Origin of the sequence: Exiguobacterium sp. H66, from assembly GCF_018618705.1 — a bacterium.
Lineage (GTDB): Bacteria > Bacillota > Bacilli > Exiguobacteriales > Exiguobacteriaceae > Exiguobacterium_A > Exiguobacterium_A oxidotolerans.
Genome location: NZ_JACSMQ010000006.1, coordinates 12,547 through 39,038 on the forward strand (window position 1 = coordinate 12,547; position 26,492 = coordinate 39,038).

The following is a 26,492-nucleotide window of genomic DNA, read 5'->3' on the forward strand; positions in this document are numbered from 1 at the left end:
GCATGAAGGTATTAGTAATCGGAAAAGGCGGGCGTGAACACGCGCTCGTCTGGAAGCTAGCACAAGATGAACGAGTCAAAACGATTTATGCCGCGCCGGGAAATGTCGGGATGACGGAAGCCACATGTGTCCCGATTCGGGAAGATGCCATCAGTGAGCTTGTCCAATTTGCTAAAGACGAACAGATTGATTGGACGATTGTCGGACCAGAGGGCCCACTTGTCCTCGGTGTCGTCAATGCCTTCGAAGCAGCGGGTCTTAAGATTTTTGGTCCTTCGCGTGAAGCGGCGGCACTTGAAGGAAGTAAACAGTTCGCCAAAGGATTGATGGAACGGGCAGGGATTCCGACGGCAGCATTCGCTGTCTTTACATCGGCAGAAGAAGCGAAAGCGTATGTCTCCCGTCAAGGGGCACCGATTGTCATCAAAGCAGATGGTCTCGCAGCAGGTAAAGGCGTCACGGTGGCGACGACGCTTGATGAAGCAGTTCGCGCAATTGAAGACATCTTCGCCGGTGACTTCGGTGACCAAAGTAGTGTCGTCATCGAAGAATGTCTCGTCGGAGAAGAGTGTTCCTTGATGGCATTCGTCCATGAAGAGACCGTCATCCCGATGGTCTTGTCGCAAGATCACAAGCGCGCCTTCGATGGTGATGCCGGACCGAATACCGGTGGAATGGGAGCTTACAGCCCGTTGCCTCAATTCGATGAACAAGCCGTCACGGATGAAGCGATGACACGGATCTTGCGTCCCCTCGTCGAGCAGATGGCAAGCGAAGGGATTCCCTTTACAGGATTCTTATACGCGGGTCTGATGTTGACGAACCGCAGGCCGTCCGTCATCGAGTTTAATGCGCGGTTCGGGGATCCGGAAACAGAAGTCATCTTACCGCGTCTCGAAACCCCCTTACTCGATGTCATCATCCCGCTCACAGCAGGTGAGGAACCTGAAGTCCTGTGGTCCGATGCTGCGACGGTCGGTGTCGTCATCGCGGCAGACGGGTATCCGGAACGACCGCAGACAGGACAACCGATTGATCTTACATCAATCGATTCGAAAGTCTTAGTCTTTCATGCCGGGACGACAGAAAAGGACGATACACTCGTTTCAGCAGGCGGGCGTGTCCTCGTCTGTGTCAGTCAAGCCGCGACGATGGAAGCAGCAGTCGCTGATATTTATCAAGGGTTAGCTTCGTTTGATCAAACCGGTTTCTTTTACCGGACGGATATTGCGAAAAAGGCGTTTCGGACAACATGAATTTGAATATAACTGTTATGTAAAAAGCCAAGCGATTTCGCTTGGCTTTTTTTTGAAAGAAGGGTTTTGACAAAAAGTTTTTCCTTCTTGTGCTTTTCCTTGTAAGAGTCACGAGAAGCGAAAGCTGTGTCGGGATGTCGTTTTTTGAGAGGTTGGTTTTGAGAAAAAGATTCTTCCTTCTCGTGCTTTCCTGGGGCGAGGCGCGAGCCGTTGCTCCTTGATTCTACGAACAAGTAGCAGGGTCTCGCCTGCCTCTGACAGCGCGAACCGCGCTATTCCCCGTAGGAGTCACGAGAAGCGAACCTTTTGTCAGGACGCGGTTTTTTGAATGAGATCTCTTTTTAAACAGCATAGTTTTTTGAGAGGATGTTTTTGACAAAAGATTCTTCCTTCTCGTGCTTTCCTCGGGCGAGGCGCGAGCCGTTGCTCCTTGATTCTACGAACAAGTAGCAGGGTCTCGCCTGCCTCTGACAGCGCGAACCGCGCTTTTCCCCGTAGGAGTCACGAGAAGCGAAACTTTTGTCAGGGTGCCGTTTTTTTGAATGATGTTCTAAAAAACAGCTGTGTCAGGACGCGACTTCCGACTTGAATCGCTTCTTAGCGAAAAGCAATCAAGAGCGACCCTGCAGCGTAGCGAAGCGGCGCGAAGGATTGCCGCTAGAAGACGATTCGAGAAGGAGAGAGCGGCGGACATGACGAGCATCAGGAATTTGTCTAATTCGCATACGGCCTGAAATGTCGGAAAGCATAAGACGATTCGAGAAGGAGAGGAGAGGCTGACATGATAAGCATCAGGAATTTGTCTAATTCGCATACGGCCTGAAATGTCGGAAAGCATAAGACGATTCGAGGAGGAGAGGAGCGGAGCGGCTGACATGATAAGCATCAGGTTCGATACAGTCCAACACCGGAAAAAATGTGAGAAGAGCAGACGTTCAACCGAAGGAACAAGCGAAAGTTGATTGTCTTCCTTGACAGTTTTGTGTTATTTTGTCGAAATAGGTCGGATATACATGAAATTACCTTGAAACTTTTTTGATAACATTTTAGTATAAGAAGTATAAGAAAGCGTTTTCAGAAAATAAAAGGAGGTCGAGCTTTCGTGAAAAAGAATTGTGGAAGGTCCCCTTGGACGAAAACTGAAGTACGTGGTCACCAAGCGGTCATCAGCGGACAGCTTGCACCTACACTCGTACTTGAAAATGCGACGTACTTAAATCATGGGTTGAAAGCATGGCGGACGGCGAATATCTGGGTTAGCGGAGACCGGATTATCTATGTCGGACCGGATATGCCGGACCAGGCGGACGAGGTCTACGATGCAACAGGGAAATTCATCGTACCAGGTTATATTGAACCGCATGCCCATCCCTTCCAATTATATAATCCGGCGACGCTCGCGAAGTTTGCTGCGGAGCGTGGAACGACGACACTCGTCAATGATAATATGCTCCTTTTGTTAGAGCCCGTCGAGCAAGCGTTTGCACAAGTTGAAGCGTTAGCGGATCTTCCGACATCGATGTATTGGTGGGCACGACTCGACGCACAGACGGAACTTGATGCAGATAGTATCTCGATTGACAACAAGCGGATTCAAGCCTGGCTCAAACATCCCCAAGTTATTCAGGCAGGAGAATTGACAGGATGGCCCCGTCTTTCACAAGGCGATGATGAGTTACTTCAATGGATGCAGGACGCGATGAAGCTCGGAAAACCGATTGAAGGGCATTTCCCGGGAGCATCTGCGAAAACCCTGACAAAGATGGCACTTTATGGCGTAACAAGTGACCATGAGGCGATGACGGTCGAGGAAGCATTGACGCGTCTTGAATTAGGATATACGACGACGATTCGTTACTCATCGATTCGTCCTGATTTACCGGACATTTTTGCAGGACTTGTCGAAGCCGGATTACAAAATTATGAAAAGGTCCTCGTGACGACAGATGGTTCGACACCGTCCTTCTATAAGTCTGGTTTGATGGACGAGACGGTCCGCTTGATGCTTGCTGCGGGAATTCCGGCAGAAGAAGCGTACCGGATTGCCTCGTACAATGCAGCACGTCACTTTAATCTTGATCATCTCCTGGGAAGTATCGCACCGGGACGGATTGCCCACTTAAATATTTTAGAAGCGATCGATCAACCGACACCCGTCGATGTCCTAGCACGCGGGACGTGGGTCCGGCGCGACGATATTCCGTGCTACCCCGTTGAAGCACTCGATCAAGCGATGGAATTAATGCAGAAGTCTGAAGTCAGCGTCTCATTGACGGATCAAGATTTTTCATTCAGCATGCCGGTTGGTCTTGAGATGATCAACTCGGTCATCATGAAATTGTATCAAGTTGAACATGATACGAGTGTGCCTGTCTTACCTGCCGATTGCAATGAGTCGTTTTTAATGTTACTTGATCGGCAAGGGAAATGGCGCCTTAATACGGTTTTGAAAAACTTTGCGACGAACGTCGGGGGGATGGTCAGTTCCTATTCAATCAGTGGTGATATCTTAATGATCGGGAAATCGAAACAAGATATGCAGGTGGCGTTTGAACGGATGAAAGCATTCGGTGGGGGAATTGTTCTCGTCGAAGACGGGGAAGTGATTGCCGAGATTCCGTTGACGTTGATGGGACAGACTTCTGATTTACCGCTCGAAGACTTAATCGTTCAGGAAACAGCATTGCGTGAAGCGTTGTTCGCACGGGGGTACCAATTCGAAGATCCGATTTATACGTTATTATTCCTTGCATCGACGCACTTACCGTATGTCCGCATCACGCCGCAAGGCATCTATGAAGTCCTTCGGAAAAAAGTTCTTTTCCCAGCGATTTTACGCTGATGCTTGAAATTTAAAACGTCGCGCTTTAAACTATTAAAGAGTGATTGAATGGGAAAGGAAGTTACAAGATGCAACTCGATAAATTACGAGGGAAAGAACTCGACCAATTATTTACGGCCATCATGAAGATGGATTCATTAGAAGATTGCTACACTTTATTTGAAGATTTAGCGACGGTCAACGAGATTCAAGCGCTTGCGCAACGTCTCGAAGTGGCACGTCAACTACGTGAAGGAAACACGTATCATAAAATCGAGAAGGCGACCGGGGCGTCGACGGCGACGATTTCACGTGTGAAACGTTGTTTGAACTATGGCTCTGGTGGTTACGATTTAGCGTTAGCACGTTTAGGTTTGAAAGAAGAAACAGTAGCGGATAACTAATCGGTTATCCGCTGCTTTGATGAAGGAGGACGAACCTGGATGGATTTAGCGTTTCAACAAAAGATTCAGCATTTCATTCGAAAACTGACGCCGATCCAGTCGCTCGTCATCATCTATTTCGTTGCTGTCATCATCGCAATCATTTTATTAGGACTACCGTGGTCGACCCGTGGAGACTATGACTGGGATTTTACAGACTTGGTGTTCATGGCGGTTAGCTGTGTCAGTGTGACCGGATTGACGACCGTTTCCGTCTCCGATACGTTTACGACGTTCGGATATTTTATGATCATGATTTTGGTGCAGGTAAGTGGAATTGGCTTGATGTCGCTCCATATCGCGATGTGGGTCATCTTGGGGAAGCGAATCGGTTTTCGAGAACGGCAACTCGTCGTTCGTGATCAAAACCAGACGACGATGCAAGGGGTCGTCAAATATATCCGTGAAGTCATCTTAATCATTCTTTCCATTGAATTGATCGGTGCACTTATTTTAGGCCTTTATTATACGAAATACTTTCCGACGATCGGTGAAGCAATGTTGCAAGGTGTCTTCGGTTCAGTCAGTGCGACGACGAACGCGGGGTTCGATATCACAGGAGAGTCGCTTCTTCCGTTTCGAGGAGACTTATTTGTCGTCTTTATGCAAATCGTCTTATTGACACTCGGTGCGATTGGTTTCCCTGTACTTGTTGAAGTGCGACGATACTTTGCCTACCGGGCAACACGTCAATCGACACGACAACCGTATCACTTTTCGTTATTTACGAAACTGACAGCCTCGACGTTCTTCATCCTCGTCCTGTTCGGGACAGGCAGTCTGTTGCTGTTTGAATGGAACCAGTCCTTTAAAGGATTACCGATTGATGAAAAAATTGTCGATGCGCTGTTCCAGTCGGTTACGACACGAAATGGTGGATTGACGACGGTTGATATTACGACATTTTCACAAGCTTCCGTCTTCGTCTTATCCATTTTAATGTTCATCGGTGCTTCTCCATCATCCGTCGGTGGGGGAATCAGGACAACGACGTTTGCTGTTGCATTACTTAGTGTTGTCGCCTTCATCCGTGGAGAATATGGAATCAAGATTTTCGGACGTGAAATTGACCAATCGGACATTTGGAAATCGTTCGTCGTCATTGTCGTTTCGACGGGAGTGACGATCATCGGATTGATTGTCTTGCTCATGTTCGAGGATGCACCATTCCTTGTGCTGTTCTTTGAAGCATGTTCCGCATTCGGAACGACCGGGTTATCGCTCGGGATCACGAGTGAGTTATCGAATGTCGGAAAATGGACATTATCGATTTTAATGTTCATCGGACGAATCGGTGTCATCTCGTTTGTCTTACTCTTAAAAGCGAATCAGCCAAAACGAAAATACAATTATCCGAAGGAATCCGTCATTATCGGTTAAGGAGACGATTGCATGAATCGTGCATTTTGGATTAATTTTGGTTACATCTTTGCTGTTCCGGCCTTGCCATTTCTGGCAATCGTCAATGGACGGGCACTCTGCTCGCCTGAATCATCGTTACTCGACGTCCCGGTGCTCGGTTTTTTTCTCGCTGAGCCATGGGCATTCGCCGTCCTTTACGGATTTTTAGCGCTCGGACTCGCAGCACTCTTAACGAAACGACGCGCGACTACTTGACCTATCTCGCCCTGCGCGAGATGGGTTTTTGTTTTATACTAATTAGAGATGAACAAGATAGGAAGGATGGGACGAACGTGTTACTACCGTATGATGAATGGCGGCATGTCTTTAAATTAGATCCAGCAAAAGAAATCGAGGAGACGACCCTCGCAGCAATCGCGACTTCTGGAACAGATGCAATCATCGTCGGCGGAACCGATGATATTACGCTGGATGCGACGCTCGATTTACTGATGCGTCTGCGAAGATATCCGGTCGCGGTCGCACTTGAAATTTCTGAGCTCGAAGCGGCGACGATGGGGTTTGATACGTATTTGACTCCGAGCGTCTTAAATAGTGGTACGCTAGAATATCTGGTCGAAAAACAGGTCGAAGCCTTACAGGAAGTCGGGCATATGCTGGCCCATGCCGACCTGGTCGGAGAAGGCTACATCGTCTTGAATCCGGAGGCGAAGGTCGCGCACGTCACAAAAGCAAAAGTATTACAGGACGAAGAAGTCGTCGCCTACGCTCAACTCGCGGACAGTGTGTTCCGTCTGCCGATCGTCTATCTTGAGTACAGCGGCGTCTATGGCAATCCGGAAGTCGTCGCAGCCGTCAAGGACGTCGTCCGGCAGGCGCGGCTGTTTTACGGGGGCGGAATCGATTCCGCCGAACGGGCGCGGGAAATGTTCCGTTACGCCGATACGATCGTCGTCGGAAATATCATTTATGAGGATTTAAAAGCAGCACTTGCGACAGTAGAAGCAACACGATAAAATATAAGAACAAAAGTTCGGAAAAAAGAAATGAGGCTATTACATGTTTAATTTAAGTGAACAGCTCGTGAGCGGATTGAATCCGGAGCAGGCGAAAGCGGTCAAACATACGGACGGTCCCTTGCTGATCATGGCAGGAGCCGGTTCAGGGAAGACACGTGTTTTGACGCATCGTGTCGCCTATTTGATGGCGGAAAAACAAGTCGCACCATGGAACATCTTAGCGATTACCTTTACGAATAAAGCCGCACGGGAAATGCGTGACCGAATCGGTCGTTTAGTCGGCGGGGTCGCAAACGACATCTGGGTCTCGACCTTCCACTCGATGTGTGTCCGGATGTTACGTCGTGATATCGATAAGCTTGGTTACGACCGGAACTTTACAATCCTTGATTCAAGCGATCAGCAGTCGGCACTTAAATTGGTCTTGAAAGAACAGAACCTTGATCCGAAGAAATGGGATCCACGGTCGATGCTTTCTATTATTTCAAGTCAAAAAAATGAATTACGGAGTGCTGAGTTCTATGCGTCAATCGTGACGAATCCATATGAAAAAACAGTCGCTGAAATTTATAAAGGATACGAATCCGTCTTACGACGCAATAATGCGCTCGATTTCGATGACTTGATCGGGAAGACAACAGAGTTATTCAAACAAGCACCGGACGTACTCGCCTTTTATCAAAAAAAATTCCGTTACATCCATGTCGATGAGTATCAAGATACGAACAAAGCCCAATACGATCTCGTTAACTTATTAGCAGCCGCACATCAAAACCTCTGTGTCGTCGGTGACTCCGACCAGTCGATTTATCGCTGGCGTGGTGCGGATATCGCGAACATCTTGTCGTTTGAAGAGGATTATCCGACAGCCCGCGTCATCTTGCTCGAACAAAACTATCGTTCGTCCAAACGAATTCTTGATGCGGCAAACCATGTCATCAAAAACAACAGTACACGAAAAGATAAAAAGCTTTGGACGGAAAATCTCGAAGGGGAAAAATTGATTATCCATACGGCGGAAAACGAGCGGGAAGAGGCCTTTTACATCGTCCAAGAAATTCGCAATTCGCTACGTTACGGGATGAAGCTTAACGACATCGCAATTTTGTACCGGACGAACGCTCAATCGCGTGCAATCGAGGAAACGTTACTGAAGTCAAACGTACCGTACAAAATGATTGGCGGAACAAAGTTCTACGATCGAAAAGAAATCAAAGACGTTCTTGCCTATCTCCGCCTGATTTCGAACCCGAACGAGGATTTATCCTTTGCCCGAATCGTCAATGAACCGAAACGTGGAATCGGGGCGACAACGATTGATAAATTACGTGACTTCGCTGATCTTCAGGGTGTGTCCTTGATGGATGCCATCCGTGATATCGAATTGTCGAATATCGCACCAAAGACGGCAGCTAAATTGACGGATTTCCGGACGATGATCATGGGGTTACGTCAGATGCAGGAATTTATCAGCATCTCGGAGCTCGTCGAGGAAGTTCTTGAAAAATCAGGCTATCGTCAAGTCTTAAAGGAAGACAAGACGCTTGAAGCACAAAGTCGTCTTGAGAACATCAACGAGTTTATCACTGTCGCGCAAAACTTCGAGAAGGAGACAGAAGGAGAAGATCCGGAAGACCGGACGATCATTGCCTTCTTGACCGACTTGACACTCGTCGCCGATGTTGATTCGCTTGATGAAACGGATCCAGGTGAGCAAGTCACGTTGATGACGTTGCACTCGGCGAAAGGGCTTGAGTTCCCGGTCGTCTTCCTGATTGGAATGGAAGAAGGTTTGTTCCCGCACAGCCGTTCGCTGCAAGATGAAGACGAGATGGAAGAAGAACGCCGCCTGGCCTACGTCGGCATCACGCGAGCAGAAAAACGACTTTATCTCTCGCATGCGCGGATGCGCTCGTTATACGGACGGACAAATGCGAACCAAGAATCGCGTTTCTTAGCCGAGTTACCGGAAGAAGTTATCGAACGGACCGGTAAAAAACCCAAACCACTCCCATGGGAAGATCGTCCGGTTCCGCAAGGGAAAGCTGTTATCGGTCGTTCGGTCACGAAACCGACAGCAATGAAAACATCCGGCGCCGAGTCACTTGGCTGGAATGTCGGGGACAAGGCAGAGCATGGTAAGTGGGGGCAAGGAACGGTCGTCCAAACACGTGGGTCTGGCGATAGTCTTGAGATTGATATCGCGTTCCCGGCAGTCGGGATTAAACGGTTGCTTGCAAAATTCGCACCAATTAAAAAGGTATGAGTGGAGGCGTCAAAATGGAAGACCAAGCACGCATCGAAGCATTGCGCCAAAAACTAAATCAGTACAGCTATGAATATTACGTAAAAGATCAGCCGACCGTACCGGATAGCACGTACGATCAATTGCTACGGGAACTGACTGAACTGGAAACGGCCCATCCGGAACTGATTACGGCGGATTCTCCGACCCAACGTGTCGGAGCAGCGCCACTCGAAGCATTCGAAAAGGTGACGCATGACTTACCGATGCTCTCACTTGGCAACGTCTTCGATGAAACGGAAATCCGGGAATGGGTCGAGCGGATTGAACGGTCGCTCGGTCGTGCAACGACATATGTCGCGGAGCTGAAGTTCGACGGACTCGCGATTTCTTTAAAGTATGAAGACGGACTACTCGTTCGTGGGGCGACACGGGGTGACGGAACAGTCGGTGAAAATATTACCCAAAACTTACGGACGATTAAGGCGTTACCGTTACGTCTGCGTGAGCAGGAGACGGTTGAAGTTCGCGGCGAAGCCTACATGCCGAAACAATCGTTCGAGCGCTTAAACGAGGAACGGACGGCACGCGAAGAAGCATTATTCGCCAACCCGCGCAATGCCGCAGCCGGCAGCTTACGGCAACTCGACTCGTCGATAACGGCGTCACGCAATTTATCGCTATTCGTTTACGGTGTCGGTGTCAATACACTGACGGCGCGCTCTCATAGTGAAGCGATGGAACAACTGGCACAGCTCGGTTTACCGACGAACAAAGAAATGAAAACATGTCAGACGGTAGAAGATATTTTAGCGTTCATCACGTACTGGACGGCAGAGCGTGCGACATTGCCGTATGAAATCGATGGCATCGTGCTCAAGGTCGACCGTTATGACGATCAAGAAGAATTAGGTTTTACGGCGAAGAGTCCACGGTTTGCGACCGCCTATAAATTTGCTGCTGAAGAAGTGATGACGACCGTCGAAGAAGTTGACTTTAGTGTCGGACGGACCGGGAAAGTGACACCACGCGCAAGGTTCGCACCCGTCGTCGTTGCCGGTTCGACCGTCAGTTATGCGACGTTACACAACGCGGACTTCATCACGGAAAAAGATATCCGCCTGCACGATCAAGTCATCATTAAAAAAGCGGGGGACGTTATTCCGGCTGTCGTCAGTGTCGTCGTTTCAGAACGAACGGGGGCGGAACAACCGATTGAATTCCCGAAACAATGTCCTGCTTGTCAGTCGGAGCTCGTCCGCCTCGAAGGTGAAGTCGACGTGCGCTGCGTCAGTCCGGAATGTCCCGCCCAGTTGACGGAAGGCATCATCCACTTCGTCTCGCGCCAAGCGATGAACATCGATGGGCTTGGTGAAAAAGTTGTCCGTCAACTGTATGAACATCAAGCAATTCGGACGCTTGCTGACTTGTATCGTCTCGATCGTGACGAACTCTTGACCTATGAACGGATGGGAGAAACGTCAGTCGATAAGTTACTGGCGGCAATCGAGGCGTCGAAACAAAATTCACTCGAACGCCTCGTCTTTGGTCTAGGGATTCGTCTCGTCGGTCAAAAAGCAGCGTATCTGCTCGCAGAACGTTTTGATACGTTAACCGGAATCGCGCAAGCAAGTTACGATGAAATTGTGGCGATCGACGGAGTCGGCAGTAAAATTGCTGACTCGATTACGCAGTACTTCGAGCATCCGGAAGCACAGGCACTAATTCAGGATTTAGCAGCGCTTGGACTGAACCAACAGTTTCTTGGTCAACGGATCGATCAATCGAATGCACCGTTCTCCGGGAAAACGATTGTTTTGACCGGGACACTGGAATCGCTAAAACGTTCGGAAGCTGGAAAGCGTCTTGAGGTACTCGGTGCAGACGTGACCGGGAGTGTGAGTAAGAAAACCGATATCTTAGTCGCAGGTGAAAAGGCGGGGTCGAAGTTGACGAAGGCTGAATCACTCGGAATTGAGATTTGGGATGAGGCACGATTGCTGGAAGAATTGGCACAACACGAGGCGTGATTTAAAATAAGCGATTCAGAGTAGGGTCTACGCCTTAAAAAAATCCGAGCGATTCTTCTTTTGAAAAGAATCACTCGGATTTTTGTTTGTGTTTGAAAGCAGATGAAGTGCTAGACTCAATCAAGTGTTTCTGTTTTAATCAACACACCTTGTTTGATTAAGCGGTTTGTCGCGGTTTCCGGTGGATCACAAGTGATGAGTGTAATCATCGGTTGTTTGACGTTTTGATCGAGAACGGAGAGATCCGTCGGCTTGACGAGTTTTGAACTTTCCATGCGGTACGTATAACGATGGTCTTTTGTGGTGACGATGACATCGGCTCCTGTTTTCAGTTGCGGTAACTTGTTGAAATGAAGTCCTTTCGTAAAACTTCGGTGTCCTGCTAAAGCATAGTTTCCTTTTCCCGGGGCACCGGTTTCTTTGATGTGCCCGATACTGCGATCAAGAACATCGGTCGAAGCTCCTTCTAAGATGACTTGTTCGAAATCAAGTGAAGGGATTGTTAAGAGTCCGTCACCTTTTGTCGCCAGTGGTTTTGTCGTTTCTTTTGCATCAACCGTTTGTAAGCTTTTTTTCCATTGTTGCTTTAAATCAGTCGTTGTTGCTTGTTTTTGATAGGTACTCCAAATGGGCCAAAGCATGAATAAAATACCTGCTGATAAGAGAAGGAGCCCGATGACTTGTCGTTGTTTCATATAAGATTGTCCTTTCGCGCGATTAAAAGTCACGCAGTGCTTTTTGAAAAGTAGGGGAAAACTAGTGCTTCCCCGATTGAAAACGATTCTGTTATGATAAAGAGAACGATTTTAAAACATGGGGTGCAATGATGATGAGATATAGAAAAATGATAGCATTGACATTGACGAGCACACTATTTTTAGGTGCTTGTTCGATGGATCTATCACAAGACAGCGATACGAAAGAAGTCATTACTGAGAGCGAACAAGGTAAAGAAGTCCAAGCCGTTGTCAGTCCGGCAATCGATACGACCGATTCGTACTATCGAACGGTACTTCCGTTTCGGCCAAGCGTCGCCCGCGGGATGACACAAAAGCGGGTCAGCTCACGGCTTGAACTGGATGAGATTGAGACCGGGCTGATGCGCCATTCAACACAGTTTTTTGACCCGGAAAAATACTATTACCAAGAAGGTCAACTGCTGGAAGCGGACCAAATCGCAACGTGGTTGCTTCGAACAGGAAAAGCAGATACGAGTGGGAGTGATCCAGAAGGATTAAACCCGGCGTACACGACTGGAAAATCATATAAAGAGAAAAATCAGAAGTCTCCTTTGATTTTATCGCACATCTTAGAACAAGACTACATGCTCGAAGAAGATAAAAAACTCGAACTGGGTGGGACATCGATTGCGTTAGTCTTAAATAGTGAGTACGTTTTCCAAGATGAAAACTATGGGCCGACATATACTGTGAAATTAGATGAGAAAAAAGTCATCGAGCAAGGCAAGAAAATGGCAAACGAACTCGTCCAAAAGATGCGGAAGACGGACGGGATGAAGACGACACCGATCCACGTCGCCCTCTATTTACAAGAGAAAGAGGGTTCACCGGTTTCAGGTCACTACCTTTCATCGGCCTTCATCGGTCGCGGGAACCAAATTAGTGCGAATGACTGGAAAAATTATGATGAGAAGTATTACTACTATCCTTCTTCAGCAGCAACGAATGACGTTCGTGATGACGCGGCGAAATTCGACTTGTTCAAGGACCGGCTCGAAGACTACTTCCCGAACTACACGGGGATGATGGGTGAAGGATTCTATCAAGAGGGTGAATTAAAGAAGCTTGAAATTAAAATCCCGGTTCAATTTTACGGAAAAGCAGAACTTGTCGCCTTCATCCAATACGTGACGTATCTGCTTGAAAACCGGTGGGAGTATAACCGGAATGTTCCGACGACGATTACCGTCACGAACTTAAACGGAGATACGGAAGCGATGTTATTCCTCGAACCCGATACGAAAAAACCAATCGTTAAAATTCGTTGATAAAGTTTTTCCTGTAAGCTGAAGGATCCATGCACATGGGTCCTTTTTATTATGATTAAATTTTTGAATGCAATAATTATTTGAAATTAAGTTTCATAAAATGTACACTAAATGTATAACATGAAAACGGATTCTAAAAGAACGTCAAGTCAAAGGAGCGGATTGAATGAAGGGTGGTATCTTTTCACAAATTGAAGCAGTACGCGAGGAGTTGCCGTCCTCGTCACGAAAAGTAGCTGATTTTGTTTTATCTCACGCAAACGAAATCGCCGGGATGACGATTCATCATTTGGCAGAAGAATCGAATACGAGCGCTGCAGCCGTCGTCCGATTTTGTCGTGCGCTTGGACTAAAGGGGTATCCGGAACTGCGGATGCGGATTTCTGCTGATACGGCACGAACGGATTTGACAGGATATCACGATATCGAAGAAAACGAACGTCCAGCAGATTTAATCGAAAAAACGCTGAGTAACAGTATGCAAGCCCTACAAGATACAGCCAAACAATTGAACGATGTCCGAATCGCAGAAGCGACAAAAGCCCTCGATCAAGCACGTGCTATCTATTTTTATGGAATCGGTGCTTCGAACGTCGTCGCACTTGATGCAGCTCAAAAGTGGACGCGCGTCGGGAAGTTAGCGATTCAAGAATCGGATCAGCATCTTTTAGCGACACTCCTTGCAAATGCGAGTCCGGATGATGTCTTCTTCGCGATTTCTTACAGCGGGGAAACAGAAGAAGTCGTCGAACTGATGCGACTGGCAAAAATTCGCGGTTTAAAAATGATTAGTCTAACCCGATTTGGTGATAACCGAATCAGTCAGCTGGCAGATATCGCATTGTGGACATCGCGTGCACCGGAAGCACCGCTTCGAAGTGCGGCACTCAGTTCGCGCTTGGCACAATTGTTTGCGATTGATGTGCTCTTCTTGTCTTATGCAGCAATTCACTATACGGATACGATTGAACGACTTCAGTACACACGTGAAAGTGTAAAGATGTTGCACGGAAAAAAATAAGGGGGCTACTTAGTGGATCAGTCGATAGCGAGCCGGATCGAACAGCTATTTCCGGAAATGGTTGAACGCCGACGATATTTACATCAACATCCTGAACTTTCTTTTCATGAGGTTGAGACACCGAATTATATCGCAAGTCGTCTCGAAGAACTTGGAATCGAAGTCCGACGAAATGTCGGAGGACGTGGTGTCGTCGGAACGATTCGAGGAGGAAAACCGGGGAAAACGGTCGCATTACGGGCAGATTTTGATGCGTTACCGATTCAAGATGAAAAAACGGTTGATTATCGTTCGACTGTTCCAGGAGTCATGCATGCATGTGGTCATGATGGTCATACCGCGACATTACTCGCCGTCGCGGAAGTTCTCGCCAGTCAAAAAGAACAGCTGACGGGAAATGTCGTCTTGATTCACCAGCATGCGGAAGAAGTGGTGCCGGGGGGAGCGCGTGAGATGATTGCTGACGGCTGTCTTGACGGAGTCGATGTCATCTTCGGAACGCACCTTTGGTCGACGACGACGCTTGGGACGATTGGAACACGGGTCGGTCCCGTCATGGCAGCGGCGGATAAATTCGAGTTAACATTGTTCGGTCGAGGCGGACACGGGGCAAAACCGCACGAAACGATTGATGCGGTACTACTCGGGGCAACGATTGTCAAAGAACTTCAAAGTATCGTCAGCCGTAGGCTCGATCCCCTGCAACAAGCCGTCTTGACGATCGGGACGCTTCATGCCGGGAATACGTTCAATGTCATTGCTGACCGGGCACAATTGACGGGGACCGTCCGGACGTTTGATGAGGCGGTGGCTCAAAAAATCGTCTCGGAGATGGAGCGGACGATTAAAGGGATTTGTGATGCGGCGGGTGCGACGTATACGTTCCACTATGAAACAGGGTATCCGGCTGTCATCAATGACTTGGTTGAGACACGTTTTTTAGAAGCTGTCGCCCGCGACGTGATCGGGGATACAAGTGTATTTGAAATTGATCCGACAATGGGCGGTGAAGACTTTGCCTATTACCTGAAGGAAGTCCCAGGGACGTTCTTCTTTACCGGCGCAGGTGATGCATCACATTATCCACACCATCATCCACGCTTTGACTTTGAAGAGCCGGCGATGGTCGACGCAGCGAAGATATTAGTCGAAGCGACATTACGTTATTTAGCGACACGGTAATCGAAAAAGGCGTTCCACGACGGGAACGCCTTTTTATCTATTTAGAGAATTTCTTGGACACGACCGACTTGACCATCTTCAAGGCGTACTTTAATACCGTGTGGGTGGTTCGGTGATTTCGTCAATAAGTCTTTGACGATCCCTTCCGTCCGTTTCCCCGTACGCTGATCTTGTTTTAAGACGATGCTGACACGTAGTCCAGGCTTGACGTCTGCACGTTTTTTTCCATCCATTTGTTTATCGCTCCTTCTTGTGAATAACTATGGGTATCAGTATAGCATGAGTCGGTTCATGAAACTTGTTTGAAGAAAAACCGTAAAGTGAAAAGATGAAGAGAAGCCGTGATGAAAAAGTTTGACTATATTTGACCAATTGACGATTCGATTTTATAATTAAGATACAGAGTTAATAAGTGAAGGAGTGAAGTGAGATGGCAAAAGATTATTACCGGACGCTTGGTGTCGAAAAGTCGGCAACGAATCAAGACATCAAACGAGCGTATCGGAAACTTGCGAAACAGTTTCACCCGGACGTCAATAAAGAGGCGAGTGCAGATCGCCGTTTTAAAGATATTCAGGAGGCTTTTGATGTCCTCGGGGATGAAGAAAAACGGACGCAGTATGATCGTTATGGAAGTGACTTTGAACGCATGGCTGGCGCGGGTCCGGGGCAATCAGCAGACTACGAGGACATCTTCCGTCAATACAATGGACGACAGTCTCGACCGACCGGTGGCGGTCAATCCTTTGGTTTTGAAGACATGTTTGGTTCGTTTTTTAACCAAGAAGAAGAATCGACGGATGAAGAACTTGAACTGACGGTACCACTCAGTCACCTCAGTACAAATGAAAAAGTAACGATTCGTCTAGCTTCAGGGACGATTCAGATGAGTCTTCCGAAAGACGTCTACGAAGGGAAGAAAGTTCGTTTGCGCGGAAAAAGTTCATTGCGTAACCGAAGTGGAGTGGCGGGTGACGTCTACGTGACGATTCATCTCAAAGATGACGACCGGTTCCGTCGACACGAACAGGATGTCATTTCAACGGTGCGTGTGTATCCGACGACGTTTGTCTTGGGTGGCGAAGTGATTGCCGATACGCTTGAAGGAAAACGTGTCAAGTTAAAGGTCAAGCCGGGGACGAAACCAGGTGCAAGACTACGCATTCCAAATCGTGGCTTAAGTAATCAAGACGGGCATCGGGGTGCTTTGCTTGTTCAATTAGAAGTGAAGTTGCCTGAGATGGATGCAACGTTTTATGAAGAATGGGAAAATCAATTATCAGTAAAGGAGTAATGCGACATGGACTTTGAGAAATTAACGGATCGTGCTCATGAGGCAATCGTATCAGCGCAAGCGATTGCGAAACAACGTCGGCATAGTGAAATCACAGAGTGGCATTTATTACTCGCTTTAATCGCACAGGAAGAAGGAATCGCTCGGATCGTCTTTGAAAAACTCGATCAGCGGATGGATCAGATGGAACAAGCCATCAATCAAGCGATTGAAAAATTACCGGCGCTCGCGCAAGTCTCGACACCACGGATCAGTAGTTCTTTATTGAACGTGTTGACGGAAGCGGAAACAGAAGCCCGTTTGATGCAAGATGAGTATGTTTCGGTCGAACACCTCTTACTCGCACTCTCGAAACAAACGAGTCCTGCAACACAATATTTACGGGGGCAAGGTGTGACGGAAGAGACATTACGCGAAGCCATCATAGCGATGCGTGGTAATCGGAAAGTGACGACTAAAAATCCTGAAGCGACATTTGATGTCTTAAAAAAATATGGACGGGATCTTGTCGCTGATTTCCGGTCAGGGAAAACAGACCCGGTCATCGGTCGGGACGATGAAATTCGCCGCGTCATTCGGATACTCAGCCGAAAAACAAAAAACAATCCCGTTCTGATCGGGGAGCCCGGTGTCGGGAAGACGGCAATCGTGGAAGGACTCGCCCAACGTATCGTGCGTGGTGATGTACCGGAGAGCTTGAAAAACAAACAGTTGTTCAGCTTAGATATGAGTACGCTTGTTGCCGGTGCAAAATACAGGGGTGAATTTGAGGAACGTTTGCAAGCCGTCTTAAATGAGGTCAAGGAAGCGGAAGGGCAAATTCTTCTCTTCATCGATGAGCTGCATACGATTGTCGGAGCCGGGAAAACAGAAGGGGCGATGGACGCCGGTAACATGCTCAAGCCGATGCTTGCCCGTGGTGAGTTGCACTGTATCGGGGCGACGACACTCGATGAATATCGGAAATATATTGAAAAAGACCCTGCACTCGAACGCCGGTTCCAACAAGTCCTCGTCGCAGAACCGGACGTCGAAGATACGATTTCGATTTTGCGTGGATTAAAAGAACGGTTCGAAATTCACCATGGTGTCAGAATCCATGATAATGCCCTAGTCGCAGCGGCCATTCTCTCCGATCGCTATATTACGGATCGTTTCATGCCGGACAAAGCAATCGACTTAGTCGATGAAGCGTGCGCGATGATTCGGACGGATATGGAATCGATGCCAGCAGAACTTGATTCACTCGTTCGCCGGGTCATGCAACTTGAAATCGAAGAGGCAGCTCTTAAAAAAGAAACGGATGAGGCCTCGCGTAAACGCCTTGAGGCACTTCAACAAGAATTAAGTTCAGCGCGTGAAGATGAGAGTGCGCTTCGGACACGGTGGGAACATGAAAAAGAAAGTTCACAAGGTGTCCAACAGCTGCGAGCAGATCTCGAAAAAGCAAAACTTGCCTTACAAGAAGCAGAAGGCCGGTATGATTTAAATACAGCTTCTGAAATCAAATATGGTCAGATACCAGAACTTGAGAATCGGTTACACGCAGCAGAAGAATCAGCAGAACACGTCTCTCATGAGTTAGTCCGCGAAGCCGTGACAGATGAAGAAATTTCAGATATCGTTTCGAAATGGACGGGGATTCCGGTCACTCGGCTCGCGCAAGGCGAACGGGAGAAGTTGCTCCATCTCGAAGATACGCTGCATACACGGGTCTTCGGTCAGGACGAAGCCGTCCGCCTTGTATCAGACGCCGTCATCCGGGCTCGGGCCGGAATCAAGGACCCGAACCGGCCAATCGGTTCGTTCCTCTTCCTCGGTCCGACCGGTGTCGGGAAAACCGAGCTTGCGAAAGCACTTGCGGCAGCGATGTTCGACAGTGAAGATCACATCATTCGGATTGACATGTCGGAGTATATGGAGAAACACAATGTGTCCCGTCTCGTCGGTGCGCCTCCGGGATATGTCGGATACGAAGAGGGCGGACAATTGACAGAAGCGGTCCGTCGCAGTCCGTACTCGGTTCTCTTATTTGACGAAATCGAGAAAGCGCATGGCGATGTCTTTAATATTTTACTTCAACTGCTCGACGATGGTCGTTTGACGGACGCGCAAGGACGTGTCGTTGACTTCAAAAACACGATTGTCATCATGACCTCGAATATTGGAGCGAACATTTTGTTGGAAGCCGCCAAAGATGGTTACATCGATGCAGCCGAAGAAGAAGCTGTCCGTCAAGAACTGAAAAATCATTTCCGGCCCGAATTCTTGAACCGGATTGATGACACGATTTTATTCCATCCATTGCACCGCGCAGAAATCGAGCGGATCATCGATAAAGCGGTCGCGAAGATGGCAGATCGTTTATCAGGTCGGGAAATTACGATTGATGTGACAGAAGCCGCCAAAACGTTGATCTTCGATGAAGCCTTCGAACCTCAGTACGGTGCCCGTCCAATCAATCGTTATATCCAGCGGACGATCGAGACAAAACTGGCACGGGCGTTGATCAGCGGAGCGATCCAGGATGGATCGCATGTCGCAATCGACGCAGACGGTTCAGAACTCGTCATTCGTTAATGTAGCGTCAATGTGTTAAAAAATCTGAGCATCGTCGACATTCAAAGCATGAATCTCGATGATGTTCAGATTTTTTTGTTGTTTTTACAGTAACTTTTCCCGAGCTTCTTGCTTTCACGGTCAAAACTACGTCTTGCCATATCTCGTTCTGACAAAGCATGATAAGCTATAAAAAAACAGGAAGAGGGAAGTACATGAACGTGACACAACAACAACTAGAAGAATTAATTGATGAATGTCGTCCCTATACAGTACTCGGACAGGTTGCGAGTTATATCCCGGAGCTTGCGAAGTCAGAACCGACGCAACTTGGAATTGCGGTTTGCAATGCCGACGGGACATTTGTGTCTGCTGGTGAAGCAGACACTTTATTTACGTTACAAAGTGTTTCTAAAATCATCACACTCGCCTTCGTCCTCGAAACGTTTGGTGAGGATTATGTCTTTTCAAAAGTTGGAATGGAGCCGACGGGGGACGCCTTCAACTCGATTGCGAAGCTTGAGGAGACGATTCCGACAAAACCGCTCAACCCGATGATTAATGCAGGAGCGCTTGCTGTGACGAGTATGTTACCTGGGGAAGATGCGGCAGATAAACTGCTCAAACTGCGCGAGTTCATCGCGAGTCTGCTCGACATCGAAGTCGAGATGGTCAAGTACGACGCGGAAGTCGCAAAATCCGAATTCGAAACGACGGATTTGAACCGGGCATTGCTGTACTTCATGCGCTATCACGGAGTCATTGAAGGAAATGTCGAAGAAATCATCGATGTCTATACAAAACAATGCGCAATCTTGACGAACTGTAAAGGACTCGCGATGATGGGTAAAATTTTAAGTCAGTCAGGAAAAACACCATCCGGCCATCAAGTCATCTCTCGTCGTAATGCGCGAATCATTCGTGCGATCATGACGACGTGCGGCATGTATGATGCTTCTGGTGAGTTTTCTGTTCAAGTCGGACTTCCCGGGAAAAGTGGTGTCTCGGGTGCCATCGTGGCCTGTGGACGTAGTGATTTCGATATGGCAGATCTCGGAATCGGTATTTTTGGACCGGCCCTCGATTTAAAAGGAAACTCAATCGCGGGCACGAAAATGCTCGAGCTGCTCGTCCAGCGTCACCCTTAATCGAGTGAAAATTCGTCCAGTGCCGTCACTAAGGCTTGTTCGAGTCGTGTAACTTCTTCTGCGCGTTTCAATTGGTATTCATCCGGTGGTGTAAATGCGCGCCACCGTTCGAGCCGGTTGTACGTATCATTGATTTGGCCAAGCTGGGTTTGAACGCGTTTTAGACGATCGACGGTCGACTTCGGAAGAGTGGTATAAGGACGCAAGTATTCTAATGTATAGCGGTAGTACTTTGTCGCAAGACGCAATTCGTGCATCTTTTGGATTCTTTTTTGTCCTTCTGTATGGTGCACTTTTTCGTATTTTTGTGCTTTTTTATCAAATCGTTTTTTTGCCGCGTGAATCAAATCGTTTTCATCCATCCGTTTTAATCGTTTTGTCAGCGGTCCTGCTAAGAAACGACGGACGGATTTATCGAGTTCGCTTGAAATGAGAAGATGCATCGTTTCAAGTAGCGTTGCTCGTTTTCCTTGGAGTTGGAGCGCGAGGTGTTCGGCGAATAGTTGCTCGACGGGTGACGTGACAGATTGTTGTTCGAGTTGGACGTCTAAATCACGGACCTCGCCAAATGCGCGCATCAGTCGTCTCCAAATCAGATAAACCGGTTCATCTGTCTCACCGACAAGTGTAGCGAACGTAATCAATTTCCGAAGACGGATTCTTGCTTGGTGGACATCTTCCGGATTTTTAAACTGTTGGGCTTCTTTCGCATAGTGGTTGAATGTCGCCCACGTTTCAAGTAGTTCGAACGTTAAGTTTTCAGTATCGCGATGATTCATATGAATCCCTCCTCACGGTTTTTACGTAGAACAAGCTAGTAGATAGAAATAATGATTAAAATAGAGCCGTTTCTTAGCTCTGGAATGTGGTGAAGTCATGTTAGAAACGTTTACGTTGTCTGGAAAGATTCAACAATTCATGAAAATTTTCTTTCCAATCTTAGTGACGCAAGTCGCTTTTTATTTGATTAGCTTTTTTGACACGGTCATGGCTGGACGATACGGCTCAGCCGATTTAGCTGGTGTCGGTGTCGGAGCAAGTCTTTGGGCGCCTGTCTACACAGGCCTGACGGGTATTTTATTAGCCGTCGCGCCGCTCGTCTCGCAAGCAATGGGTGCAAGGAAGGAGCGTGAAGTCAAACGAATCGTCGTTCAGGCACTTTACGTTTCAGTACTCATCATCGTTGTCACGTTAGTACTCGGTTTACTGTTCGTCAATCCGATTTTGAATCAGATGGAATTATCCGGTGAAGCAAGACGTGTCGCACGTGTCTATCTCATCATGCTCGGATTTGGTATCATTCCGATGTTTATCTTTTTTGTCCTTCGCACATTAGTCGATTCTCTCGGGAAGTCGAACATCACGATGGTATTATTATTATTCTCTTTACCCATTAATGTTGCTTTCAATTATCTCTTTATCTTCGGAAAGTTTGGTTTTCCGGAGTTGGGGGGTGTCGGGGCAGGGGTCGCGACGGCAATCACATATTGGTTATTGTGTATCGCCATTACCGGGATTGTTCTAAAAGGGGAACTGTTCCAGCGCCTCGGTATTTTACGGCGATTCTACAAACCGGATTTTACTCGGATTAAGGAACTGGTCTTTTTAGGGGCGCCGATTGGACTAGCAATTTTTTCCGAGGTCAGTATTTTCTCAGCCGTGACGTTGTTACTCGGTGCGTATGGGGATGTCGTAATCGGTGCGTATCAAGCTGCAATCAACTTTGCATCCTTCGTCTACATGCTCCCCCTGTCAGCTGCGTCAGCTTTGACGATCACTGTCGGGTACGAAGTTGGGGCGAAACGCGTCAAGGATGCCGTCCAGTACATTTGGATTGGGCTGTTATTATGTATTGCTGTCTCGCTCTTCTCCGGCGGACTCTTGTACTTACAAAATGAACGGGTCGCGGCACTCTATAGCAATGATCCGGAAGTAATCAATCTAGCTGCACATTTCATGATTCTCGCGATTTTCTTTCAGTTATCCGATGCGGTCGCAGCACCGACTCAAGGCGCGTTACGTGGTTTTAAAGATGTCAATGCCACATTCATCTTGACGATTTCGGCGTACTGGGTGATTGGCTTACCGCTCGGTTTTTATTTCGAACGGTTTACGACACTTGGACCGGACGGTTACTGGTGGGGACTCATTATTGGTCTTGCGGTCGGAGCAACGTTATTGCTCTTACGATTGGTCTATCTCGTCAAGAAGTCAAAGGAGGTTGTTGGATGAAGCTCAATAAACAACGAATCGTTACGATCGCGAAAATTATTTTACCGATTGCTTTAATTCTCTTTATCTTGTATCAAGGACAAAGTGAATTGAAAAATTTATCTTTAAATGAATCGATTCAAGCCATTCAGCAAATCCCATCATGGAAGTTCATTCTTTTAGTCGGTGCCGGTCTCCTTGCCGTCGCGACGATGTTCTTTTATGACTTCATCCTGTTACGTTCTTTGGAGGTCAAAGCGCCGCTCGGACTCGTCTTCCGGGCTTCGTGGATTGCGAATTCGTTTAACGGAATCATCGGATTTGGTGGTCTTGCCGGTATGGGGGTTCGGACGGCGCTTTATCGGCCTTTCGTTGAAGGGAGTCGTCTCCTGAAGGCTATCGGCTGGATGGCGCCGACGTTGATTAGTGGACTATCGATTTTATCTGCATTGTCTTTATTAAATATTTTCCCGGCGTTCGAAGTGCTCGATTTTAAAAAATGGCTTTGGCCCGTTATCATTGGTGTCGCACTTTTCTTCCCTTTATATCTCCTGTTTACGTTCAGACGCGGGGCGAGTAGCATTCGACCATCGTCGATCGTACTGTATTCACTCGTCTCACTCGTAGAATGGTTCAGTGCCGGTGTCGTCGTCTATTTAATTTTACAGGCACTCGGAACGGACGTCAGTTTTGCGAAAGTCATCGGTGTATTCATCATCGCGGCGACGGCCGGATTGATTTCGATGGTTCCCGGGGGTTTTGGTTCGTTTGACTTGGTTTTTTTGATTGGTATGCAACGCGCTGGTGTAGCGGAAGGAAGCGTCTTGACGGGACTGTTGATTTACCGTCTCGTCTATTACATAGTGCCCTTTGTGATTGGACTGGTGTTCTCAGCACGCGAATTTAGTGGACCTGTTGTCAAAATGATTGAAGATAAGCCGATCGTCGGACCATCCGTCGAAGTCGGTGGAGTCATTTGGCGCTTGCAACTGCGCTTTTTAAGTAAGGTACGTCATTTTGCGTTAGCCTTGATCACGTTGCTCGCAGGTATTGCGATTTGGGGACTTGCGATTTTACCGCCGGTCTCGTCACAATACGATTTTCTAGAAGCCCGTTTACCGCATGAATTATTACTACTTGGGAACAGTTTCTTCTTGATGGGCGGGTTATTATTCGTCTTACTGGCACCCTCGTTATATCGACGGACGAAACGTTCGCTCTATATGGTATACGGGACATCATTCTTCGCACTGATTGGGATGGCCTTACGAGGATTCAACTTAATCTCGCTTTTTGCGGTTCTCGTTGTGCTCATTTTGCTGACGGTTTCGGCAAAATCTTTCCACCGCGAGCGGACGCTGATTACGACGATGCGGTTAATGCGTGCATCGTTGGCCGGGATACTTTACCTCGGTGGATTTGTTTTCTTCGGGTATACGTTTTATACGTTAGGGTCTGCAGACGGAACGGAAGTGTATCCGTCTCATGAAATTTCGATGTTTGCAGCAAGTGCAACGATTTTTGCACTTGTTTACTTGTTAGTGTTCATTCGCCTGTTCAACACGTTTAACCATCCGGTCCTCGGAGAGGCTTTTGATGAAACGAAAGTCCGTCAGACGTTGACGGAAGAAGGCGGAAACTACTTGAGTCATTTGGCTTTTTTAGGGGATAAACGATTTTTCTTCTCAGAATCGGGTCGGGCATTTCTTCAATTCAGTCAGACGGGAAATCGGATTATTGTGTTGGGTGACCCGAGTGGGAACCCGGATGAACATTCGCAATTGATTGGTACGTTTCTACGCCGCGTCGAGGATTTGGGCTACATTCCGAACATCTATCAGATTCAGGCGCAAAACATGTCCCTGTATCATGATTTTGGTTTTAACTTTTTTAAGTTAGGTGAAGAAGCAATTGTTGATATTACGACATTTACGGTTTCTGGTAAGAAGCGAGCTGGACTACGTTCCATTAAAAATCGTTTTGAACGAGAAGGCATGACGTTTGAAGTTGTAAAACCGCCATTTTCAAATGCCTTACTTACATCGTTACGTGACGTATCAGATGACTGGTTAGGGAACAAAGTAGAAAAAGGATTTTCACTCGGATACTTTCAGTCAGACTATTTGAATCAAGCACCCGTGGGAATCATGCGTGACGCGGCAGGCGACTTGCTTGGCTTCATGACGTTCATGCCTGCTTATCAAGACGGTGTCTTATCAATCGATTTGATGCGCTTCCGTCCTGATGGACCGAATGGGATTATGGATGCGATGTTCATCCGTTTGTTTGAGTATGCAAAAGAAGCAGGCTATCATACGTTCAATATGGGAATGGCACCACTGTCTGCCGTTGGAGAAGACGAAACGTCATTTTGGCAAGAACGTGTCGCGGCTGACGTCTTCAATAACATTCGTTACATGTATAGCTTTACAGGCCTAAGACGCTACAAAGAAAAATATGATCCAAAGTGGGAAGGACGTTACTTGGCGTATCGCAAACGTCAATCGTTGACGATTGCGATTTTAAAAGTGACACGTCTCATTTCTAAAAAGAAAGACCGTGTGTTATTGCCATGACGGTGAGGATTACGCGTTTATCAATCAGGGAAGATTCCAATGAATGTATGGAATCTTCTTTTTTTATTAAACAAATGTATAAAGGTCTATACAACTAGAAATAGAGGCGTTATACTAAACAGAGAGAAACGACTCTTGAGGCAAAGTAAGAAAGGAAGCGAAGATATGACTGTCATCATCAATGCGAACATCTATACGGGTCAGACCGTGATAGAGAAGGGATTCATTCGGTTTGAAGAGACGATCAGCGAGCTAGGCGATATGACGAAGTATGTACCAGTGGCGGAAGAAGGGGTACTTGATTTAGAAGGGAAGCAATTGATTCCAGGAATGATCGATGTTCATATTCATGGGGGATATGACGTCGATACGATGGACGCCGATAAAAAAGGCTTAATGCGTCTTAGTCAAGCGATGTTAGCGGAAGGTGTCACGTCCTTTTTTGCGACGACGATCACACAAGACTGGAGTCAAATTACGCGCGCACTCGAGGCGGCGCGGCAAGTGATGGAAACCGAGACAACGACGATTGAAGGCATTCATCTCGAGGGACCGTTTATTAATCCGGATTATGCGGGTGCCCAACCACTCGACTATATCGTTGAGCCGGACGTCGAACAATTTTTAAAGTGGCAGCAGGCAGCAGGTGGTCAGATTAAACTCGTCACCTATGCACCCGAACGACCGGGAGCGCGGGCATTTGAAGAAGCGGTCCGTCTGACGGGGGCAGTTCCGTCAGCCGGCCATACCGACGCAACATACGAGCAGAATGAGCAAGGGAACGTCGTCCACGGGACACACTTGTACAATCAGATGCGGGCACTGCATCATCGCGAGCCGGGAACAGTCGGATACTGTCTACTCAATCCAGCGGTTCGTGCGGAAATCATTCCGGACGGGATTCATAGTGCAAAAGAAATGGTTGATTTTGCGTACCGGATGAAAGGAGCAAGCCGGTTGACCGTCATCACGGACGCGATGCGGGCAAAAGGCTTACCAGAAGGTCAGTATGAGCTCGGTGGCCAAGCGGTCGACGTAAAAGATGGAGCAGCGCGACTAGCGAGCGGAAATTTAGCCGGAAGTGTCCTGACGATGGATCAAGCGCTCCGGAATATTATTGCCTTTACAGGGTGTTCCCTTGAAGAAGCGGTACGGATGACTTCAATCAATCAGGCAGAAGAATTTGGTCTGACGAAAAAAGGGGTGCTCGAGATTGGTAAAGATGCTGATTTCGTTGTGTTAGATGAATCATTATTTGTCGAGCGGACGATTCATCGTGGAGCAGTCCATACATTTAAAAAATGAAGGGAGTCTATT

General features: G+C 47.6%; 20 protein-coding genes. 17 read left to right on the forward strand and 3 right to left on the reverse strand.

What is annotated here, in order from left to right:
• Window positions 1-2 precede the first annotated feature (2 nt).
• The 8 genes from purD (at window position 3) to ligA (ending at window position 11,176) form a co-directional block, all read left to right on the forward strand.
• Window positions 3-1,256 carry a phosphoribosylamine--glycine ligase gene (gene purD / locus KNP88_RS10695; protein ID WP_214893715.1) on the forward strand — a complete coding sequence of 418 codons (1,254 nt, stop codon included), beginning with the start codon at window positions 3-5 and terminating at the stop codon, window positions 1,254-1,256.
• Window positions 1,257-2,358: 1,102 nt separating this feature from the next.
• Window positions 2,359-4,098, forward strand: a complete 1,740-nt coding sequence (locus KNP88_RS10700) for an adenine deaminase C-terminal domain-containing protein (RefSeq protein WP_214893716.1) — start codon at window positions 2,359-2,361, stop codon at window positions 4,096-4,098.
• A gap of 68 nt (window positions 4,099-4,166) precedes the next feature.
• Window positions 4,167-4,481 carry a YerC/YecD family TrpR-related protein gene (locus tag KNP88_RS10705; RefSeq protein WP_029332595.1) on the forward strand — a complete coding sequence of 105 codons (315 nt, stop codon included), beginning with the start codon at window positions 4,167-4,169 and terminating at the stop codon, window positions 4,479-4,481.
• A 39-nt stretch (window positions 4,482-4,520) separates the two neighbouring features.
• The gene (locus tag KNP88_RS10710; protein ID WP_088836282.1) at window positions 4,521-5,900 is read left to right on the forward strand and encodes a TrkH family potassium uptake protein; all 1,380 of its coding nucleotides are present in this window, start codon (window positions 4,521-4,523) and stop codon (window positions 5,898-5,900) included.
• Between the two features lie 12 nt (window positions 5,901-5,912).
• Window positions 5,913-6,137 (forward strand): hypothetical protein, encoded by a 225-nt coding sequence (locus KNP88_RS10715; protein ID WP_088836283.1) that lies wholly within the window; start codon window positions 5,913-5,915, stop codon window positions 6,135-6,137.
• A 77-nt stretch (window positions 6,138-6,214) separates the two neighbouring features.
• A complete protein-coding gene (pcrB, locus tag KNP88_RS10720) occupies window positions 6,215-6,898 on the forward strand; it encodes a heptaprenylglyceryl phosphate synthase (protein WP_353048787.1) in 684 nt (227 codons plus the stop codon).
• A 43-nt stretch (window positions 6,899-6,941) separates the two neighbouring features.
• Window positions 6,942-9,167, forward strand: coding sequence for a DNA helicase PcrA (gene pcrA / locus KNP88_RS10725; RefSeq protein ID WP_088836285.1), 2,226 nt, complete (start codon window positions 6,942-6,944; stop codon window positions 9,165-9,167).
• A gap of 14 nt (window positions 9,168-9,181) precedes the next feature.
• Window positions 9,182-11,176 (forward strand): NAD-dependent DNA ligase LigA, encoded by a 1,995-nt coding sequence (ligA, locus tag KNP88_RS10730; RefSeq protein ID WP_214766753.1) that lies wholly within the window; start codon window positions 9,182-9,184, stop codon window positions 11,174-11,176.
• Window positions 11,177-11,292: 116 nt separating this feature from the next.
• On the opposite strand, the gene KNP88_RS10735 is transcribed toward ligA, so the two are convergent.
• On the reverse strand, window positions 11,293-11,871 hold the full coding sequence (locus tag KNP88_RS10735) for a class D sortase (protein ID WP_214893717.1): 579 nt from the start codon (window positions 11,869-11,871) through the stop codon (window positions 11,293-11,295).
• 149 nt (window positions 11,872-12,020) lie between these two features.
• Between KNP88_RS10735 and KNP88_RS10740 the strand changes: the two genes are divergently transcribed.
• From KNP88_RS10740 to KNP88_RS10750, 3 genes are all read left to right on the forward strand, one after another.
• Window positions 12,021-13,184 carry a CamS family sex pheromone protein gene (locus tag KNP88_RS10740; protein WP_251132020.1) on the forward strand — a complete coding sequence of 388 codons (1,164 nt, stop codon included), beginning with the start codon at window positions 12,021-12,023 and terminating at the stop codon, window positions 13,182-13,184.
• A 166-nt stretch (window positions 13,185-13,350) separates the two neighbouring features.
• Window positions 13,351-14,205, forward strand: a complete 855-nt coding sequence (locus KNP88_RS10745; RefSeq protein ID WP_088836288.1) for a MurR/RpiR family transcriptional regulator — start codon at window positions 13,351-13,353, stop codon at window positions 14,203-14,205.
• A 57-nt stretch (window positions 14,206-14,262) separates the two neighbouring features.
• Window positions 14,263-15,387, forward strand: coding sequence for a M20 family metallopeptidase (locus tag KNP88_RS10750; RefSeq protein ID WP_214893859.1), 1,125 nt, complete (start codon window positions 14,263-14,265; stop codon window positions 15,385-15,387).
• A gap of 41 nt (window positions 15,388-15,428) precedes the next feature.
• On the opposite strand, the gene KNP88_RS10755 is transcribed toward KNP88_RS10750, so the two are convergent.
• Window positions 15,429-15,620 carry a YwbE family protein gene (locus tag KNP88_RS10755; RefSeq protein WP_029332605.1) on the reverse strand — a complete coding sequence of 64 codons (192 nt, stop codon included), beginning with the start codon at window positions 15,618-15,620 and terminating at the stop codon, window positions 15,429-15,431.
• Window positions 15,621-15,817: 197 nt separating this feature from the next.
• Here KNP88_RS10755 and KNP88_RS10760 point away from each other — a divergent pair, with 197 nt between their 5' ends.
• The 3 genes from KNP88_RS10760 (at window position 15,818) to glsA (ending at window position 20,388) form a co-directional block, all read left to right on the forward strand.
• Window positions 15,818-16,681, forward strand: coding sequence for a DnaJ C-terminal domain-containing protein (locus tag KNP88_RS10760; RefSeq protein WP_088836289.1), 864 nt, complete (start codon window positions 15,818-15,820; stop codon window positions 16,679-16,681).
• 6 nt (window positions 16,682-16,687) lie between these two features.
• Window positions 16,688-19,261: an ATP-dependent chaperone ClpB gene (clpB, locus tag KNP88_RS10765; RefSeq protein WP_214893718.1), complete on the forward strand. Its 2,574-nt coding sequence runs from the start codon at window positions 16,688-16,690 to the stop codon at window positions 19,259-19,261.
• A 194-nt stretch (window positions 19,262-19,455) separates the two neighbouring features.
• Window positions 19,456-20,388 carry a glutaminase A gene (gene glsA, locus KNP88_RS10770; protein WP_029332607.1) on the forward strand — a complete coding sequence of 311 codons (933 nt, stop codon included), beginning with the start codon at window positions 19,456-19,458 and terminating at the stop codon, window positions 20,386-20,388.
• Here glsA and KNP88_RS10775 read toward each other — a convergent pair.
• Window positions 20,385-21,167: a CHAD domain-containing protein gene (locus tag KNP88_RS10775; RefSeq protein ID WP_214893720.1), complete on the reverse strand. Its 783-nt coding sequence runs from the start codon at window positions 21,165-21,167 to the stop codon at window positions 20,385-20,387. The two genes, glsA and KNP88_RS10775, sit on opposite strands and share 4 nt — an antisense overlap.
• Window positions 21,168-21,264: 97 nt before the next feature.
• On the opposite strand from KNP88_RS10775, the gene KNP88_RS10780 reads away from it, so the two are divergent.
• The 3 genes from KNP88_RS10780 to nagA all read left to right on the forward strand — a co-directional run bounded on the left by KNP88_RS10780 (window position 21,265) and on the right by nagA (window position 26,480).
• Window positions 21,265-22,620 (forward strand): MATE family efflux transporter, encoded by a 1,356-nt coding sequence (locus KNP88_RS10780; RefSeq protein WP_088836293.1) that lies wholly within the window; start codon window positions 21,265-21,267, stop codon window positions 22,618-22,620.
• Window positions 22,617-25,175 carry a bifunctional lysylphosphatidylglycerol flippase/synthetase MprF gene (gene mprF, locus KNP88_RS10785; protein WP_214893722.1) on the forward strand — a complete coding sequence of 853 codons (2,559 nt, stop codon included), beginning with the start codon at window positions 22,617-22,619 and terminating at the stop codon, window positions 25,173-25,175. The genes KNP88_RS10780 and mprF overlap by 4 nt, the downstream gene beginning before the upstream one ends.
• Window positions 25,176-25,340: 165 nt before the next feature.
• Window positions 25,341-26,480: an N-acetylglucosamine-6-phosphate deacetylase gene (gene nagA / locus KNP88_RS10790; protein WP_088836295.1), complete on the forward strand. Its 1,140-nt coding sequence runs from the start codon at window positions 25,341-25,343 to the stop codon at window positions 26,478-26,480.
• Window positions 26,481-26,492 lie beyond the last annotated feature (12 nt).

What these genes read in the sequence shown, in the direction of transcription:
- KNP88_RS10745 (WP_088836288.1), top strand. Translation starts at nt 13,351, where the DNA reads ATGAAGGGTGGTATCTTTTCACAAATTGAAGCAGTACGCGAGGAGTTG.
- pcrA (WP_088836285.1), top strand. Translation starts at nt 6,942, where the DNA reads ATGTTTAATTTAAGTGAACAGCTCGTGAGCGGATTGAATCCGGAGCAG.
- ligA (WP_214766753.1), top strand. Translation starts at nt 9,182, where the DNA reads ATGGAAGACCAAGCACGCATCGAAGCATTGCGCCAAAAACTAAATCAG.
- KNP88_RS10705 (WP_029332595.1), top strand. Translation starts at nt 4,167, where the DNA reads ATGCAACTCGATAAATTACGAGGGAAAGAACTCGACCAATTATTTACG.
- KNP88_RS10755 (WP_029332605.1), bottom strand. Translation starts at nt 15,620, where the DNA reads ATGGATGGAAAAAAACGTGCAGACGTCAAGCCTGGACTACGTGTCAGC.
- KNP88_RS10715 (WP_088836283.1), top strand. Translation starts at nt 5,913, where the DNA reads ATGAATCGTGCATTTTGGATTAATTTTGGTTACATCTTTGCTGTTCCG.
- KNP88_RS10750 (WP_214893859.1), top strand. Translation starts at nt 14,263, where the DNA reads ATGGTTGAACGCCGACGATATTTACATCAACATCCTGAACTTTCTTTT.
- glsA (WP_029332607.1), top strand. Translation starts at nt 19,456, where the DNA reads ATGAACGTGACACAACAACAACTAGAAGAATTAATTGATGAATGTCGT.
- KNP88_RS10775 (WP_214893720.1), bottom strand. Translation starts at nt 21,167, where the DNA reads ATGAATCATCGCGATACTGAAAACTTAACGTTCGAACTACTTGAAACG.
- clpB (WP_214893718.1), top strand. Translation starts at nt 16,688, where the DNA reads ATGGACTTTGAGAAATTAACGGATCGTGCTCATGAGGCAATCGTATCA.
- KNP88_RS10735 (WP_214893717.1), bottom strand. Translation starts at nt 11,871, where the DNA reads ATGAAACAACGACAAGTCATCGGGCTCCTTCTCTTATCAGCAGGTATT.
- mprF (WP_214893722.1), top strand. Translation starts at nt 22,617, where the DNA reads ATGAAGCTCAATAAACAACGAATCGTTACGATCGCGAAAATTATTTTA.
- KNP88_RS10780 (WP_088836293.1), top strand. Translation starts at nt 21,265, where the DNA reads ATGTTAGAAACGTTTACGTTGTCTGGAAAGATTCAACAATTCATGAAA.
- KNP88_RS10710 (WP_088836282.1), top strand. Translation starts at nt 4,521, where the DNA reads ATGGATTTAGCGTTTCAACAAAAGATTCAGCATTTCATTCGAAAACTG.
- purD (WP_214893715.1), top strand. Translation starts at nt 3, where the DNA reads ATGAAGGTATTAGTAATCGGAAAAGGCGGGCGTGAACACGCGCTCGTC.
- KNP88_RS10740 (WP_251132020.1), top strand. Translation starts at nt 12,021, where the DNA reads ATGATAGCATTGACATTGACGAGCACACTATTTTTAGGTGCTTGTTCG.
- nagA (WP_088836295.1), top strand. Translation starts at nt 25,341, where the DNA reads ATGACTGTCATCATCAATGCGAACATCTATACGGGTCAGACCGTGATA.
- KNP88_RS10760 (WP_088836289.1), top strand. Translation starts at nt 15,818, where the DNA reads ATGGCAAAAGATTATTACCGGACGCTTGGTGTCGAAAAGTCGGCAACG.